17 protein-coding genes are annotated in these 17,554 nt (G+C 43.9%); all 17 read right to left on the reverse strand.

The annotated features are described in order from the left end of the window. Positions 1–13: 13 nt before the first annotated feature. The 17 genes from lysS to IR135_RS10355 all read right to left on the reverse strand — a co-directional run bounded on the left by lysS (position 14) and on the right by IR135_RS10355 (position 17,551). Positions 14–1,501, reverse strand: a complete 1,488-nt coding sequence (gene lysS / locus IR135_RS10275; protein ID WP_135099125.1) for a lysine--tRNA ligase — start codon at positions 1,499–1,501, stop codon at positions 14–16. 44 nt (positions 1,502–1,545) lie between these two features. Further along, entirely contained in the window at positions 1,546–2,022 is a 477-nt protein-coding gene (gene folK, locus IR135_RS10280) for a 2-amino-4-hydroxy-6-hydroxymethyldihydropteridine diphosphokinase (protein ID WP_115883867.1), read from the reverse strand. Then, positions 2,013–2,387 (reverse strand): dihydroneopterin aldolase, encoded by a 375-nt coding sequence (folB, locus tag IR135_RS10285; protein WP_135099127.1) that lies wholly within the window; start codon positions 2,385–2,387, stop codon positions 2,013–2,015. The genes folK and folB overlap by 10 nt, the downstream gene beginning before the upstream one ends. After that, positions 2,380–3,174 carry a dihydropteroate synthase gene (gene folP, locus IR135_RS10290; RefSeq protein ID WP_135099129.1) on the reverse strand — a complete coding sequence of 265 codons (795 nt, stop codon included), beginning with the start codon at positions 3,172–3,174 and terminating at the stop codon, positions 2,380–2,382. Before folP ends, folB begins: the two co-directional genes overlap by 8 nt. Positions 3,175–3,320: 146 nt before the next feature. Next, positions 3,321–4,256 carry a cysteine synthase A gene (cysK, locus tag IR135_RS10295; protein WP_135099131.1) on the reverse strand — a complete coding sequence of 312 codons (936 nt, stop codon included), beginning with the start codon at positions 4,254–4,256 and terminating at the stop codon, positions 3,321–3,323. 69 nt (positions 4,257–4,325) lie between these two features. Then, positions 4,326–5,198 carry an Hsp33 family molecular chaperone HslO gene (gene hslO / locus IR135_RS10300; RefSeq protein ID WP_135099133.1) on the reverse strand — a complete coding sequence of 291 codons (873 nt, stop codon included), beginning with the start codon at positions 5,196–5,198 and terminating at the stop codon, positions 4,326–4,328. A 144-nt stretch (positions 5,199–5,342) separates the two neighbouring features. Then, entirely contained in the window at positions 5,343–7,433 is a 2,091-nt protein-coding gene (gene ftsH, locus IR135_RS10305; RefSeq protein WP_135099135.1) for an ATP-dependent zinc metalloprotease FtsH, read from the reverse strand. Positions 7,434–7,505: 72 nt separating this feature from the next. Continuing rightward, positions 7,506–8,048 carry a hypoxanthine phosphoribosyltransferase gene (hpt, locus tag IR135_RS10310; RefSeq protein ID WP_228063490.1) on the reverse strand — a complete coding sequence of 181 codons (543 nt, stop codon included), beginning with the start codon at positions 8,046–8,048 and terminating at the stop codon, positions 7,506–7,508. Next, the gene (tilS, locus tag IR135_RS10315; protein WP_135099137.1) at positions 8,032–9,291 is read right to left on the reverse strand and encodes a tRNA lysidine(34) synthetase TilS; all 1,260 of its coding nucleotides are present in this window, start codon (positions 9,289–9,291) and stop codon (positions 8,032–8,034) included. The genes hpt and tilS overlap by 17 nt, the downstream gene beginning before the upstream one ends. A gap of 68 nt (positions 9,292–9,359) precedes the next feature. After that, positions 9,360–9,740: a S1 domain-containing RNA-binding protein gene (locus IR135_RS10320; RefSeq protein WP_135099139.1), complete on the reverse strand. Its 381-nt coding sequence runs from the start codon at positions 9,738–9,740 to the stop codon at positions 9,360–9,362. Positions 9,741–9,821: 81 nt separating this feature from the next. Then, the gene (locus IR135_RS10325; protein WP_115883857.1) at positions 9,822–10,211 is read right to left on the reverse strand and encodes an FtsB family cell division protein; all 390 of its coding nucleotides are present in this window, start codon (positions 10,209–10,211) and stop codon (positions 9,822–9,824) included. Between the two features lie 75 nt (positions 10,212–10,286). Continuing rightward, a complete protein-coding gene (locus IR135_RS10330; protein ID WP_115883856.1) occupies positions 10,287–10,559 on the reverse strand; it encodes an RNA-binding S4 domain-containing protein in 273 nt (90 codons plus the stop codon). Next, a complete protein-coding gene (locus IR135_RS10335; RefSeq protein WP_135099141.1) occupies positions 10,546–11,724 on the reverse strand; it encodes a MazG nucleotide pyrophosphohydrolase domain-containing protein in 1,179 nt (392 codons plus the stop codon). The genes IR135_RS10330 and IR135_RS10335 overlap by 14 nt, the downstream gene beginning before the upstream one ends. Further along, positions 11,721–15,191, reverse strand: coding sequence for a transcription-repair coupling factor (gene mfd / locus IR135_RS10340; RefSeq protein ID WP_135099143.1), 3,471 nt, complete (start codon positions 15,189–15,191; stop codon positions 11,721–11,723). The genes IR135_RS10335 and mfd overlap by 4 nt, the downstream gene beginning before the upstream one ends. Continuing rightward, a complete protein-coding gene (gene pth / locus IR135_RS10345; RefSeq protein ID WP_135099145.1) occupies positions 15,184–15,756 on the reverse strand; it encodes an aminoacyl-tRNA hydrolase in 573 nt (190 codons plus the stop codon). The genes mfd and pth overlap by 8 nt, the downstream gene beginning before the upstream one ends. Positions 15,757–15,822: 66 nt before the next feature. Further along, positions 15,823–16,458: a 50S ribosomal protein L25/general stress protein Ctc gene (locus IR135_RS10350; protein WP_135099147.1), complete on the reverse strand. Its 636-nt coding sequence runs from the start codon at positions 16,456–16,458 to the stop codon at positions 15,823–15,825. A 115-nt stretch (positions 16,459–16,573) separates the two neighbouring features. Further along, positions 16,574–17,551, reverse strand: a complete 978-nt coding sequence (locus IR135_RS10355; protein WP_115883851.1) for a ribose-phosphate diphosphokinase — start codon at positions 17,549–17,551, stop codon at positions 16,574–16,576. Positions 17,552–17,554 lie beyond the last annotated feature (3 nt).

Below are 17,554 nucleotides of genomic sequence, written 5' to 3' on the forward strand. Positions count from 1 at the left end.
CCATAAATATATATTATCTGTCGCGCATCGACGGGAATAACAGAACATCTCTAATAGATGCTGAATCCGTCAACAGCATAACTAAGCGGTCGATACCGATACCGAGTCCGCCTGTTGGCGGCAGACCGTATTCCATTGCTTCCAGATAGTCTTCATCCATTTCATGCGCTTCATCATTTCCTGCGTCGCGTTCTGCAACCTGCGATTCAAATCGTTCTCTCTGATCGATCGGATCATTGAGCTCCGTAAATGCATTCGCGTGTTCGCGGCGGACGATAAACAGCTCGAAACGGTCTGTGAAACGCGGGTCTTCATCGTTTTTCTTAGCCAGCGGAGAAATCTCAACCGGGTGGCCGTAAACGAAAGTCGGCTGCACTAATTCTTCTTCTACTTTCTGTTCGAAGAATTCATTCAGAATGTGGCCGTAAAGCATCTTGTCATCAATTTCCACATTATGCTCTTTAGCCGCCGCTCTCGCTTCTTCGACTGTTGTGATGTCATAGAAGTTTACGCCGGTATATTCATTGACGATATCCACCATATGCACGCGTTTCCACTCAGGCGTTAAGTCGATTTCTTCGCCGTCATATGTCACTTTCATCGTACCGTTTACTTTTTCGGCAATGTAAGCGATCATTTCTTCAGTTAATTTCATAATGTCTTTATAGTCAGCGTATGCCTCATATAATTCCATCATTGTAAATTCAGGATTGTGGCGTGTCGAAACACCTTCGTTTCTGAATACACGGCCGATTTCATACACTTTTTCAATCCCGCCGATAACGAGACGTTTTAAGTGCAGCTCCAGTGCGATGCGCATGAATAAGTCTCTGTCGAGCGCATTATGGTGAGTGATAAACGGACGTGCCTGGGCCCCTCCTGCGATTGAATGCATCATTGGAGTTTCAACTTCCAGGAAACCGATGCTGTCGAGGTAGTTGCGCATTTCCTGAATAATTTTACTGCGTTTAATAAATGTGTCTCTCGAATCCTTGCTCGTAATCAGGTCGAGGTAGCGTTTACGATAGCGTTCTTCAACGTCTTTCAAACCGTGATATTTGTCCGGCAGCGGGCGGAGTGCTTTTGTAAGCAGCGTAAATTCAGTCGGTTTAATCGACAATTCACCAGTGTTTGTTTTAAACATCGGACCTTTAACACCAACAAAATCACCAAGGTCTGCCTGATTCCAGACTTCAAATGCTTCGTCTCCAATCTGGTCTTTTCTGACGTAGATTTGAATTTGTCCGGTAATGTCCTGGACGTGCGCAAAGCCCGCTTTACCTTTCCCGCGCTTAGTCATAATACGGCCGGCAATGGCTGTGACTGATTCATTTTCTTTTTCCGCAAGCTCTTCTTTTGAAAACTCATCCCAGTGGGCAATAAGTTCTTCTGTATATGCTAGACGTTCGAAGCGTTTACCAAAAGGATCCATTCCCTGGTTTTTTAATTGCTGCATTTTTTCGCGGCGGACAGCCAGCTGGTCGTTCAGTTCTTCACTCACTATATTCCACTCCTATATATGTTGTAATAATATTTATATTAAAGTCACTCGGCTGATTGACTTTTATCTAATTTATCTTTAATTTTTTCTACCGTCATATGCAAGGTCGGATGTTCTCTTTTCGGCGCAATCTCGTTCAGCGGATCGATGACGAACGAACGCAAGTGCATTTCCGGGTGGGGCACTTTTAAGTCTGTCAGCTGCAGTTCGAGATCTTCGTAAAGGAGTACATCGATATCGATGCTGCGCGGTCCCCACACTTCGTTTCTGACTCGGCCGAGCTCATGTTCGACTCCAAGCACCGTTTCCAGAAGATCAAGCGGCGTTAAATTCGTGTCCACTTCTATTGCCATGTTCATAAAGTCAGGCTGATCTGTTTTGCCGTAAGGTTTCGTTTCATACTGCGATGAAATTTTCGTTACTTCTATCCCCTGCACTTCGGATAATTTAGCGATTGCATTTTTCAGACTTCCTTCTCTGTCACCGATATTGCTTCCGAGTCCGAGATAAGCTATTGCCATGATGTTTCCCGCTTTCCGTGCAGCGTGATTGCCACGCTGTCATAATTTCCATCTATTGGTGGATTAGGTTTAGTTATAGTTGTTTCTATCTCTATTATTTTATCATACCGGTCAAATAATTCCGTATTGATTTTACCAGCGAGGCGTTCAAGCAGACTCACCGGTTCACCTTTTACAATCTCTTCCACTATATTATATACTTCGCCGTAATGTACAGTAGCAGACAAATCATCTGTCTTAGATGCTGCTGTTAAATCAGTGTGAAGGACAAGATCCGTAATAAAATACTGTCCGAGTACCCGTTCTTCCTGAATGGCACCGTGATACGCGTATATTTTAATTCCATTAATATGAATTTTATCCATTGTAATCACCTTTAAGTTTCATATAGACATCTGCCGCCTGGCGGTTCATTTTCACGTTATGAACTCTGACTGCCTTGACACCCGCGTCAATACCGATAATCGTCGTCGCAAGTGTGCCTGCATCACGATCATCAGCATTTGTTTCTCCGCCAATCAGCTCTTTGACCATACGCTTTCTGCTTGTTGCAAGGAGCACCGGATAACCTTCAGCTGTAAGCCGGTCAAGATTCTGCATCACTTCTATTTCTTCTTCTCTCGATTTAACAAAACCGATGCCCGGGTCAAGCCAGATGTTTTCTTTTTTAACACCGTGTTTTAAAGCGAGTTCAGCGGATTCTTTAAGCTCTCTGATCATATCTTCAGTCACGTTTTTATAAGTGCTGTGGTCATTATTATGCATTAGAAAAATCGGCACATCAAACTCTGCGACTACATCGAGTATTTTTTCATCGTAAATACCCCGCCATTGATCATTAATCATCGTCGCACCCGCTTCCAGTACAGCGCGTGCCACATCGCTTCTGAACGTATCGACTGAAATATCCGCAGTTATTCCTGCTTCTCTGAGCGCCTTCACCACTGGGGCCGTACGTTCAATTTCTTCTTCTGCAGTAATTTCAGTATAGCCCGGACGCGTTGAATATCCGCCGACGTCAATAATATCAGCGCCTTCTTCAACCATTTCCAGAGCGCGCTTCACAGCCGCTTCGACAGAATTGTACTTGCCGCCGTCGCTGAAGGAATCCGGTGTGGTGTTTAAAATACCCATTACTTTCAGTCTTTCCATTAAAATCTACCTCTGCTTTTACATAAATTGAATAGTCATATTATAACATGTTTAAAGATGATTATTCCTTCAAATATTTCCGGGATAAAATATACAGCACACCAAAAAACTCCGCCTGCAGAGCAGACGGAGTTTTTCTATTTAAATTAGTCTTCGAAGTTAAATAATGGTGTTGATAAATATCTTTCGCCATTTGACGGCAGCACAACAACCACGTTTTTACCTTTGCCGAGTTCTTTTGCGACTTTGAGACCCGCTTTAACTGCAGCACCTGAAGAAATACCGCCGAGGATACCTTCTTTTTTAGCAAGTTCTCTCGCTGTATCCATCGATTCTTCATTTTCAATTGCGATAATTTCATCATAGATATCAGTATCTAATGTCTTAGGAATGAATCCTGCACCGATACCCTGGATTTTATGAGGTCCTGGTTCTTTCCCGCTTAAGACCGCTGAATCCGTCGGTTCAACCGCAACAACTTTAACATTTTCGAAGTTTTCTTTCAGTACTTTGCCGGCACCGCTGATTGTTCCGCCCGTACCGATGCCCGAAATAAACGCATCGATTGCAAAGCCTGCTGAATTCGCCTGTTCAACTAATTCTTTACCTGTTGTTTTAGCGTGAATTTCAGGGTTGGCAGGATTCTCAAACTGCTGAGGCATAAAGTAACTGTCTTTTTCTGCAAGTTCCGTTGCTTTTTTAATTGCGCCTTTCATACCGTCTGCTCCCGGAGTCAGAACAAGTTCTGCACCATAGGCACGCAGCAGATTGCGGCGCTCTTTGCTCATCGTATCAGGCATCACTAAAATTGCTTTATAACCTTTTGATGCCGCTACCATAGCAAGACCGATACCGGTATTTCCGCTCGTCGGTTCAACGATTGTCATGTCAGCAGTTAATTCACCTGTTGCTTCTGCTTTTTCAATCATCGCTAAGGCAATGCGGTCTTTAACCGAACTGCCCGGGTTCATAAACTCTACTTTTACATAAACATCTGCACTGTTTTCATCAGTCAGCTGGTTTAACTTTACCAGCGGTGTATTGCCGATTGCTTCTGAAATGTTATTGAATACGCTGTTCACAAGAAACACTCCTATCCCTAGTTAATAACTATGAATAATATACCATTAAAACCGCCGGCTTTCAAACAATTAGCGGGTGATAAGTTCCTGCAGTTCTTCTTTTGTAATCCATTCTTTGTTGCGGCAGAAATGACAATCCGCTTCCGCGCCGCCATCTTCTTTAATCATCGTCATAATGTCTTTCGGATCCAATGCGCTGATTGCATTAATGAAGCGCTCTTTCGAACAGCTGCATTCAAAGCTGACCGGCATGTTATCAAGCGATCTCCAATTATCTGCACCAATTGCTTCGTCGATGACCTGTTCAGGCGATAAACCTTTTGCAAGCAGTTTAGAGACCGGCGTCATAGTTTTCGCACGCTCATTCAGCCATTCTATTGTTTCATCGCTTGCTGACGGCAACACCTGAATCACAAAGCCGCCCGCAGCCTGAATTGTGTTATCAGGATTAACTAAAACACCCAGTGCAACGATTGAAGGCACCTGTTCACTTGCATAGAAGTAGTACGAGAAGTCTTCGCCGAGTTCACCTGAAATTAATTCTACAGAACCGACAAAGTTATCTTTTAGACCGATATCTTTCGCTACACGCAGGTATCCTTCAGTTCCGACAGCACGTCTCACATCAAGTTTGCCCTGGTCGTTTAAGTCAAAGTGCACTTCCGGATTGCCGAGATATCCTCTCACATGTCCGTGTGCATCACTGTCTACTACGATAGCGCCAACCGGTCCGCCGCCTTCGATAGTAATCGTCGCCTTGTCATCGCCTTTAAGCATAGCGCCCATGATGACGCCTGCAGTCATTGAACGGCCAAGTGCCGCTGCTGCTGTCGGCAGTGCACCATGACGGCGTACTGCTTCATTTATAGTTTCTGTCGTATCGACAGCAAATATTCTTACTTCATCATTCAGTCCTAAACCTCTAATTAAATAATCACTCATTATATATTCCTCCAACTGGAAATTCTTTTCATTTTATATGATAAACCAAGTTCACTATCATGCATAATAAATCAAACGTCAAAGATAGTCAATTTCATTGCCTGACGCCATAAAAAAGAGCTGCCGGAAAGGCAGCTCAGTCTTCTATCTGTTGTTTCTTTCATCATTGTTTCTGTCCACTGAAGGATCTTCAGTGTCTCCCTCCGGTTTTGGCGGTTCCACCATATCCGGACGTTCTTCAGGTTCTTCCTGCTTGTTTTCTTCAGCAGTGTCTTCACTGTCCATCTTATCTTTAACTTCTTCATATGAAGCACCAGCTTTATCGTTATCCAGTGAATCGCTGACTGTTTCGTCTTCTTCCGGTTCATTATCGAAACTGCGTTCCGGTAATTTACCGTGGTAGAATAATCCTTCAATTTGTTCTCTGTCGAGAGTTTCAATTTCAAGGAGTGTTTCAGCGATTAAGTTGAGCTGTTCCTGATGTTCAGTCAGTATCTGACGGCAGCGCTCGTATTGTGTCTTCACAATATTTTGCATTTCCTGGTCAATTTCGTAGGCGATGCTGTCTGAATAATTTGCATCATTCGACATTTCTTTACCTAAGAATACCTGACCGTTTGATTCACCGAACTGTATTGGTCCGAGTCTGTCACTCATGCCGTATTCGGTAACCATACTGCGTGCAATGCCTGTCGTTCTCTGGAAGTCATTATGCGCTCCTGTAGAAACTTCACCGAAGGTGATTTCTTCAGAAACACGGCCTCCGAGCAGACCGACGATTTTATCTTCGAGCTCAGGCTTCGTCATGAAGTAACGGTCTTCTTTAGGAAGCATTACCGCATAACCGCCAGCCTGGCCGCGCGGAACGATTGTAACTTTGTGCACTGTCTCCGCATCATCCAGAACCATACCAATAATTGTGTGGCCCGCTTCGTGATAAGCGACTATATTTCGTTCTTTCTTACTCATGACACGGCTCTTCTTAGCCGGCCCTGCAATAACACGGTCTGAAGCTTCGTCTACATCCCGCATATCAATTTTCTTCTTGCCTGAACGGGCAGCAACAAGGGCTGCTTCGTTTAACAGGTTCTCAAGGTCTGCACCCGAGAAGCCTGGCGTACGCTGGGCAAGTGCCGCGAGGTCGACTGTTTCATCCAGAGGCTTATTGCGTGCGTGTACTTTAAGTACCGCTTCACGGCCTTTAACATCTGGACGGCCAACCTGAATCTGTCTGTCAAAACGTCCTGGACGCAAGAGAGCAGGGTCAAGAATGTCAGGACGGTTAGTCGCTGCAATCATAATAACGCCTTCGTTTTCTGCAAATCCATCCATTTCAACAAGCAGCTGGTTAAGTGTCTGCTCACGCTCATCATGGCCGCCGCCGACACCTGCACCGCGCTGACGTCCTACAGCGTCAATCTCATCGATAAAGATAATACAAGGTGCATTTTTCTTAGCGTTTTCAAATAAATCACGTACACGTGAAGCTCCGACCCCGACGAACATCTCGACGAAGTCCGAACCGCTGATTGAGAAGAACGGCACACCTGCTTCACCTGCAACTGCACGTGCGATAAGTGTTTTACCTGTACCTGGAGGCCCCACTAAAAGGACACCTTTAGGAATACGGGCACCAATTCTGTCAAATCTGCGCGGATCTTTTAAGAAGTCTACAACTTCCACAAGTTCGGCTTTTTCTTCATCGGCACCGGCGACATCATCAAAGTGTACATCTGATTTTTTGCCTTTTTCATGAAGCTTCGCTTTACTCTTGCCGAAGTTCATCATTTTGCCGCCGCCGCCTCCACCGCCGCCTTGAGCCTGGCTCATGAGGAAGATGAAGAGGAAGAAAATAAGCAGTAATGGAATGAAAGTAATCAGCATACTCGTCCAAGGGCTCGGTTCTTCTTCCGGCGCTACTGTTAATGACAGACCATCCTGACTGCGGGCTGTATCCGTAATCTGATCCAGATCATCAACACTGTTATATGGAACTACAGAAGTAAATGACTCCTGTTCGTTCTGGTCGGCTAACCGACCTGTAATTAAATAAACATTATTCTCTGGCTGAATCGTTAATTCAGCAACTTCTCCGGCTTCCAGCGCATCTAAGAACTCGTTATACTGCAGCTCTTCTTCTGCTTGGCCGGCGCCGTTAAAGCGTTGGAAAATACCAAACATAACAACTGTTAGAATGGCGATAAGTAATATGTTACGGCCAGTATTTTTCGGCATCCGTAATCCTCCATTTCTAATGCATTACAAAAAATAGTAACAAAAATATCCTTTAACTTCCACTCATATGATTTAACTGTAAAATTCAGGTTTTAATAATCCGATATACGGAAGATTGCGGTACTGCTGCTCAAAATCAAGTCCGTATCCGACGACGAAACCATCCGGAATTTTAGTGCCGATGTATTTCACTTCGACATTCAGTTTTCTTTCAGGAACCGGTTTGTCGAGCAGCGTCACAATTTCAATCGATGCGGCTTTTCTGTACGTTAAAAATTCAATGATAGAGTTTAAAGTTGTGCCTGTCTCTACGATGTCTTCGACGATAATAATATGTCTGCCTTCCACTGATGTAGACAAGTCTTTCAGAATTTTAACTTCACCTGTTGATTTAGTGCCGACATAGCTCGAAACATCCATAAAATCAATTTCCATATGTGTATCGATATGTTTAATTAAGTCTGCCATAAACATAATAGAACCTTTCAGGAGACCTACAAACACAGGAGCCTTGCCTTCGTAATCTTTAGTAATGCGCTCGCCGAGACGCTGGTTGATTGCTTCTATATCATCAACCGATAACACAATCTCGCTTATATCATTTTGAATTGTCATTATTAAACTCCTTCGTAATCTTTAATAGTCTGTTTTCAGATGGTTCAATTATATTATAAATTGTTCCAACTGCAATAATAATACCGTGTGAATTGACTGCGACAGGCATTTTCAGCCGTTCGCCGGCCGGAACTTTTTTATCGATAAACAGCCGGCTGACTTTTTTTGTACCTACATTCTTAATATGTACTCTGTCGCCGTCAGCTTTTATCCGTAACGTCAGCGGCAGTTCCGACGCCGGCAGATTCACAGATACATGATAATCATTATAAATAAACTCGCCGTTATCCTCAATAGATAAACAGGAATCCGCCGGCAGTTCTTTCACCGGCGCCGCGCGGAAATATTCATATTCGATATGAACCGCGCTGCTCCCCGCATCGAATACACTTTGCGCCGTCTTCGACTGCAGCAGATTATCGAGCGTTTCCAGAGCCGGCCTGCCGAGACGCACAGACACGCTGTTCAGCAGTACAGTAAGAATATATCTCCTGATAATGCTGCTGTGTTCTAAATATTTGCTCCGCGGCAGCCTGCCGCTGTACCTGCTGACGAATTGTTCCGCATAATCATAAGCGAAATCACTGAGCTCATTTATATCTTCACGGACGTAAGACAGCTGTTCTATATCAAGGGAAGCCGCTTGTTTTATTTCCGGAATAATGTGATGTCTCACATAGTTTCGTGTATAGTCATCAGCTGCATTGCTCGCATCTTCAAAATAGATCACCTTATTGAATGTCTGGTAAGACTGAATCTGCTCTTTCGTTACCTCTCTAAAGGGGCGGACAATCGTGTAAGCCCCTTTATCCTTTATATCCGGAATCCCGAGATTTCCATAAAGATGACGCCCGGTCAAAAGCTGCTGCAGCACCGTTTCATACTGATCATCTTTGTGATGCCCCATCAGCAGGTGCTGAATATTTAATTCTTTCATTACAGCGTCGAAAAATTCATATCGTTTGATTCTGCCCTCACCTTGAGAAAAACCCTCCGTAAAGTTCAGTACTGCAATTTCTGAACGGATACCGTCCTCGCGTGTCATCTTTTCTATATATTCCGCTTCTTCTTTTGATGCCGTTCTCACATTATGATTGACATGCAGGACAGTGAGCGTTTTGTATGTATGTTTATATTCCCGGGTCAGAAGATGATACAGCACCATGGAATCTATGCCGCCGGACAAGGCCAGAGCGATATTGTCATCCGGGTTCCATGCAGTATTGATTGTCAAGCTCATCATTCACCGTCTCCCCACTCTCAATAAATAAGAAAAAGGCTAGAGCGAATTGCTCCGGCCTCTTAATATAATTATTTACGTCCTCTTCCGCCGCGGCGCGATTCTGCTTGTCTTTTAATTGTAGACATTCTTTCTTCACTGTCTTTTAAGAAACCTGATAATTTCTTCTCAAAGTCTTCCGGAGACGGTGTTTTTGCACGCGGTTTCGGTTTTGGTTTATCCTGTGCTTTTTTAATAGATAAGCTTATCTTGTTATCGTCACCTATCGTTAGCACTTTAACTTCGATTTCGTCACCGACTTTTAAATGTTCGTTGATGTCCTCTACGTACTTATCAGCTACTTCACTGATGTGAACTAACCCTGTATTTCCCCCTGGCAACTGAACAAACGCACCAAATGGTTTGATTCCTGTAACTTTGCCGATAACTTTACTGCCCGCTTCAACTGACATGTTTATTTAATATCCTCCCAAAATCATTATACATTCCTATATTACCATTAAATAAAAGAATAATCATTATATAAGCAATGATTATTCTTCAGCCTGCTCCTGTTCTTCTCCCTCTTGATCCGGCAGGTTAAATATCAATTCCCCTTCTTCGGATAAAAAGAACTCGCTGCGTGCGATACGCAGGATGTAATTATCATCATTAAGCTGCCTGATCTGCTGTTCGAGATCGGAATGCTGCTTGTTTTTATCTTCCAGCACTTCAGTCGTTGCCAGTACTTCACTGTACAGTTCTTCATTTGCCTGTTTCTGATTGAATGCAACGAGCAGAAGTACGATGGCAATCCCGAGAAGAATACTTCCAAAAAACATAGTACGGCGGCGTGAAACACGCGATTCACTCGCTAACCGCTTCTTTTCGCTATCCCGTTTTTTCGTATAGTTATTCAGGAGTCTGACTACCTTATTGCTCATCTTGTCACATCCAATCTTTATCTTGTATTCACTATCTATTATATACAAGATACAGGAAAAATACGTGACAATCTATTAAAAATCTGATTCTTTTTCAATTTTCTCTTCATTTAGAACTTTATACATCCGGTCTGTTTCATCTTTTTTCGCTTTCTCGTTCAGTTCCAGTATTTCATACGTCACAATACTGCGGCCAAAACGGATTTTAAGCGTATCCCCCACTGCAAGTGCTGTACTTGCTTTGGCGGGCCGCCCGTTTACTTCAATGCGCCCTTCGCTGCTGATTTCCTTTGCAAGCGTGCGGCGTTTAATGATTCTTGATACTTTTAGAAATTTATCGAGTCTCATAATCATCATCCTCTGTAATAATGTCATGCAGCGGTATATCTTTGTGAATTGTTTCTTTCATCCACTTCAGCATCGCTTCAGCATATTCTTTTTCATGCTTCACTTTCGGCTTCTTGCCTTCCGCTTCTTTAGCTTTCGTCCAGACTTTATTTAAGTCATCCATATTTTCAACTGTTTCATCGCTGAAGACATGCGGGTGACGGTGCACTACTTTTTTATTCAGCGAAGCAAGTATGTCATAAAAGTCAAAGTAGCCGTCTTTCTTGCCGATGGCGGCATGAAGTGCTACCTGCAGAAGAATATCTCCAAGTTCTTCAACCAGACCGTCATCGTCTTCTTTCTCAATGGCTTCAATAACTTCATATGACTCCTCAAGCAAATACCGTTCAAGCGATGCATGAGTCTGCACCTTATCCCACGGACAGCCGTCTTCACCGACGAGTTTGTCAAAAATGTTAATCATATGCCCGAGCGACTTGTTATCGTACTGTTCCCCGGCCGCTCTCGGCACAAACATGCACAGGAGATTGGAGTCCGGCACATGAAAGTCTATCTCTGCAATTGTGCTCTCGATAATTTTTTCATCGATACTGCCGGCCTTGTCCACTAGAAATACCGGAGCATCATAATTATAATACTCGAGCAGCGTGACCTTCACCTCGCTGACAGACAGCTGATCGTAGACCTGAGTAATGAGTGTATGTTTTCTGTAATCAAGGTCCTGTACATCGAGCGCCGTCCCGTCCAGCAGCTGGAAGTTTTCATTCACCGGTATTTTAAGCGCTGTAATCACATCATCGATAAAACTCTGTCCGCCTGCAAGCTCCACATGGACTATGCCAGTTTTACCGGCCTCCAAAAGACGTTCCGTCGTTGTTTCATAGACCATCGGATGACCCGGCACTGCGTAGAGTACATCTTCTGCTTCAGCTGCTTTCAGCAGGGTGTTTGTAATGCGTTCGTAGGTGTCTTCGAAAGTATCATTTTGTTCATAGTAAGAATCAAAGCTTATAACTTCGGACCCTTCATCCTCCAGCATCTTTACTGCGGGATGGTCCAGCGTGCGCACATATATTTTCCCGGCGGCTTTCAGCTCTTTGTAAACGCCGAGCGGCATCTTATCGGTGTCCGATGTGCCGAGCCCGATAATTCTTATCGTGTTCATCTGACTGCCTCCATTCTGCTGTCCTGTATTGCGCTCATAATATTAACGAGTTCCTTAATATTTTTAGAACGGATCGTTAAACGGATTTCCCCGTCTTTAACTGAAATTTTCAATATTCTGCTGTAATCCTGTGTATCCTGGAACAGTTTCTCGCCGCTGATTTCTTCCGTCGCGGCTTTTGAAACGTTCAGATAATAATGCCGCGCATCTTCCGACACTTTGTAAATACCGAACATAAGCGCGTAAACCTTCACTTTTACGAGTTCGATTAAATTCACGACTTCTTCAGGGTATTCACCGAAACGGTCAATAAGCTCATCTTCAATATCCTGGATATCCGCCAGTGAATTCGCTTTTCTTAAACGTTTGTAAATATCTATTTTCGACTGTTCATGTGTAATGTAAGTCGCTGGAATATAGGCATCCGCTTCAATATTAATCGGAATATTGACCGGTTCTTCTTCCTGTTCAATCCCCTGTTTTTCCTGGACTGCACTTTCAAGCATGTCGCTGTACATCTCATAACCAACCGAATCGATAAATCCTGACTGGTTCTTACCGAGCAGGTTACCGGCGCCGCGGATATTCAAATCGCGCATAGCAATCTTAAAACCGCTGCCGAGTTCTGTATATTCCTTAATGGCTTCGAGACGTTTTTCCGCCACTTCCGTCAGCACTTTATTCGGCTGATGGAAGAGATATGCATAGCTGATTCTGTTGCTACGGCCGACCCGGCCGCGCAACTGGTACAGCTGGCTTAAGCCGAAGCGGTCGGCATCTTCAATAATCAGCGTATTGGCATTCGGCACATCCACACCGGTTTCAATAATCGTCGTTGTGACTAAAACATCAAATTCACCATTGACAAAATCGAGCATCGTTTCTTCGATCTGCTTCTCCGTCATCTTGGCATGCATAACACCGACCGATGCATCCGGCACCAGCATTTCAACGTGCGCCTGCTTGTTATAAATTGTGTCGACTCTGTTGTGCAGATAAAACACCTGGCCACCTCTCGCAAGTTCCCGTTCAATTGCTTCCTTAACAAAATTCCCGTTATATTCCAAAACATAAGTCTGCACCGGAAACCTGTTTTCAGGCGGCGTTTCTATTACTGATAAATCCCGAACGCCCGTCAGACTCATATGGAGAGTTCTCGGAATCGGCGTCGCAGTTAAAGTCAGCACATCGACATTATTTTTCATCTGTTTAATTGCTTCTTTGTGTTTGACGCCGAAACGCTGTTCTTCATCGACAATTAAAAGGCCGAGATCTTTATACTCAATCGATTTGCCGAGTATTTTGTGCGTGCCGACTACGATATCAATGCGGCCTTCTTTTAAGCCCTCTGCTGTTTCACGGTTTTCCTTTGCCGTCCTGAAGCGCGACATCATCGCAACATTGACAGGATAATCTTCAATCCGCTCAATCAGACTTTCGAAGTGCTGGGCGGCAAGTATCGTCGTCGGCACTAAAAATGCCACCTGTTTGCCATCCTGCACCGCTTTAAAAGCAGCTCTGATTGCGACTTCAGTTTTACCGTAGCCGACATCGCCGCATAAGAGGCGGTCCATCGGTTTCGGATCTTCCATATCCTTCTTAATCTCATGCACGCTTGCCAGCTGATCCGGCGTCGGTTCATACGGGAAGCGCGCTTCAAACGCTTCCTGCATTTCGGTGTCCGGACTGAACTGGAAACCTTTCGACTGTGCACGTTCCTGATACAACCTGATTAATTCTTCAGCAATATCGTTGACGTTCGCTTCAACTTTGGCTTTCGTTTTTTTCCATTCCACGCCGCCAAGTTTATGCATTTTAGGCGAACCGTCGTCACTCGCAACATACTTTTGCACGAGATCCATCTGGTCCACCGGCACGTAAAGCTGATCAGTCCCTTTGTACTGCAATTTCATATAATCACTGTGAATACCGCCGACCTGCAGCGTTTCTATGCCGAGATACCGTCCGACCCCGTGATGCACGTGGACAATGTAGTCCCCGACATTTAATTCCTGGTAGGATTTAATCTTTTCAGCATTAGATATTTTCTGTTTACGCTTTTTGCGCTTTTGAACTTTATTGTACAGTTCTTTCGATGTTAAAATCGCAGCGCTCATATACGGCAGAATAAATCCTGTCGCCATGCTGCCTGTAGTCAGTACTATTCCCGAATCTTCAGGGATATCGTTAATAAAGCTCGGTATCTTTAAGTCTTCCAACAGCTGTTTCGTCTTATTCAGTTCATCTTCATCGCGCAGTATAATGTTGACTAAATAATCGTTGTCCAGCATGCCGTTTAAATTCGATGCGAGAATATCATACTGGCCATAATAGATTTCCGTCGGTTTAACAGAGATTTTAATCATTTCACCGATAGCGACAGGCATGCTCTTCATAAATAAATTAAAATATGTCACGCCTTTAATATTTAACAGACGCTCGTACTGACCCTCCAGATAATTAGCTGCCCCGGTGAACATCTGTCCCGCTTCCATCACTGAAGCGAAATAGTTATGCACTGCTTCAAACTCCGAATCATAAGAAGTTTTCACGGCATTGACGTCATCGACGAACACCCGGTGAGCGGGCGTTAAATAGTCAAGCAGCGATTTATCGTGATCTTCCAAAAGATGCGCAAACTGCGCAAGGTGGTTCACCAGCTGATCCGGATGCGTCACAACATCATAATATTCCTCCAGAGCTTCTTTCGTTACACCTTCAAGCCCCTCAGCGGTCTGTTCGTATAATTCATCAATTTTACCGAGCAGCTCTTCGCGCTCGCTCGCCTCAACAATATACTCTGCATATGGTTCCAGCGTAATGCTGTCGATATTCTGAAGAGACCGCTGTGTTTCAGGGTCAATCAGACGGAGCGAATCAATTTCATCATCGAAAAGTTCCAGGCGGAGAAAAGAGTCATGCATGTAAATATCAAAGATATCGCCGCGGACCGCAAATTCACCAAAGTTCTGAGCCTGATTCATGCGCTTATATCCCAGGCTGACGAGAAATTCTATCAGCTCATCGTAATTTACCGTGCCGCCGAGCTGCAGCGTTCTTTCGTAGGACAGCAGCTTGTCTTTTGGCATCAGAGGTTTTAAAAGCCCGTGTACAGGTACGATAAAGAGCCCTGGTTTCTCATGAGCAAGCGCATATAATGCAGTCATTCTTGCTTTCATAAAATCAGGGCTTTGCTTTGATAAACTTTCAATCATAATATCGCCGACAGGGAATGTATATATATTGTCCATAACGTCCATCATACTGTTGGCGAGCTTCTCCATATGATGGTTGTTTTCAACAAAAACGACTTGAGGTTCCTCTGAATTCTGTGTCAGTTCTTTCAGCAGGACCGGTTTAAAGTCATCATTTACACCTGTGACGAGCAGATTTTTATCACTCTTGTAATTTAAAATGCCTTTGACGCGTTCATCGTTTAGTATTCTAGCGCTTATTTTTTTATGCATTGACATCACCATTATACTTGTTCATCACGTCTAAAAACGGTGCCGTAACAAAACTCCGGCAGGCTTCACTGGATGCATCGAGCACCTTGTCCAGTATTTTCGAGTCCGCTTCAGAAAATTTACCGAGCACATAATTCGTTACCGGCATACCTGCGGGCGGGCGCTCAATACCGAGACGGATACGATTATATTTTTCACTTCCGAAATGCTGCGTCAGTGACTTAATGCCGTTATGCCCGCCGCCGCTCCCTTTTTGACGCAGACGGATCCAGCCAAGCGGCAAGTCCAGATCATCGTAAATAACGACGATATCTTCAAGTTCAATATTGTAGTAATCAATGAGCGGGCGCACACCTTCACCTGATAAATTCATAAAAGTCTGCGGCTTAACGAGCATCACTTTTTCTCCGTTTAATAAACCTGTGCCGTAATGACATTTAAACTTCGTTTTATCAAGATCGATGTTAGTATCACTGCTCAATCTGTCTATCGCCATAAATCCGATATTGTGACGTGTCTTTTCATATTTTGGACCCGGATTTCCGAGACCGATAAAACATTTCATTCCATCACCTCATCAACGTTAAAAAAGGCGATGGAAAGTCCACCGCCGTTGTTATTTTTCTTGTTATTACTCTTCGTCCGCCTGATCATTTTTCTGAGCAGTTGCTTCAACTTCCACGCTTTCTTCTTCAGCGTTTTCATCTTCTTCCGGCTCTTCAGTTGGCGCACTTACGATTACTAATGCATCAGTATCTTCGTTTTCAATCACGAAGTTACCTTTAGAACGGATGTCTTCAACGTGAATTGAATCTCCGATGTTAAGTTCAGAAATATCCACTTCGATAGTTTCTGGAATATCAGCCGGTTTAGCCGTTACAGACACTTCGAATAATGGCTGTTCAAGAACGCCGCCTTCTTTTTGTCCCGGTGCTTCGCCCGCTAGAACGATTTGTACTTCTACCGTTACTTCAGTCTGCATATTGATTGCAATGAAGTCGATGTGAGTAATTTGGTTCTTAAGTGCATCGAACTGATAATCGTTAACCATTACCTGAGTAGTTCCTTCAGCAACTTCAAGGTCGATAACCCCGTTACGTCCGACTTCGCGAATTACTTTAATAAATTCGTTCTCATCTACTGATAATGATGTATTTTCTGTTTCAAAACCGTATACGACAGCAGGCACTTTACCATTTTGACGTAATTCTTTAAGTTCTGACTGTTTTGATTTCTCAGCTCTTGAGTTTGAGGCTAATTTAGCCATAATTATTTCCACCTTTCATCTAATACAAGTCTATTATAATAACGCCTATCCTAACACATAGCCACGCATTATAATACCACAAAATACAGCAGTTTGTAAAAAAACTGCTAAATTATCATGTTTGGTCGAATAAAATGCTCACTGATTCCTGTTCGTGGACTCTCACAATCGCCTGAGCAAGCAGTTCGCCAACAGACAATTCCGTAATTTTCTCGATTTTCTTTTCTTCCGGCAGCTGGATGGAGTTGGTTACGACAAGCTCTTTAATTACAGAGTCCTGAATGCGTTCGATTGCCGGACCTGACAGCACCGGGTGCGTACAGCATGCGTAAACATCTTTGGCACCTTTGTCCACTAAGGCTTGCGCTGCTGTTTTAATCGTTCCGCCTGTATCGATAATATCGTCGATAATAATTGCGGTTTTCCCGTTAATTTCTCCAACGATGTTCATTACTTCCGACACATTCGGGCGCGGACGGCGTTTATCGATGATTGCAATTGGAGCTTTCAAACGGTCTGCCATACGGCGGGCACGGGTCACTCCGCCGTGGTCAGGCGAAACGATAACTACTTCTTCAAGGTCAATACCTTCATGTTCAAGGAAGTAATCACTTAAAATCGGTACTCCCATCAGATGATCGATTGGAATATCGAAGAACCCTTGAATTTGAGGGGCGTGAAGATCAAGTGAAATCACACGGTCTGCACCTGCAGTTTCAATAATGTTTGCAACGAGCTTCGCTGTAATTGGTTCGCGTGCACGGCTCTTACGGTCCTGGCGGGCATAGCCGTAATACGGCATAACAACATTGATTGTGTTGGCTGACGCGCGCTTCAGCGCATCAAGCATAATCAGCAATTCCATCAGGTTTTCATTTACCGGCTGGCTTGTCGGCTGAATAACGAATACGTCGCAGCCGCGCACACTTTCTTCAACGTTGACCTGGACTTCTTCATCCGAAAAGCGGTTTACAGTACATTTACCAAGCGGGATACCGATATGTTCCGCAATTTCACGTGCTAATGGTTCGTTGCCTGTCAACGTAAATAATTTCATCTTAGAATTTTTGTTTTGATTACTAGAAGCTAACATTTT

Source organism: Jeotgalicoccus nanhaiensis (assembly GCF_015235105.1).
Taxonomy (GTDB): domain Bacteria; phylum Bacillota; class Bacilli; order Staphylococcales; family Salinicoccaceae; genus Jeotgalicoccus; species Jeotgalicoccus nanhaiensis.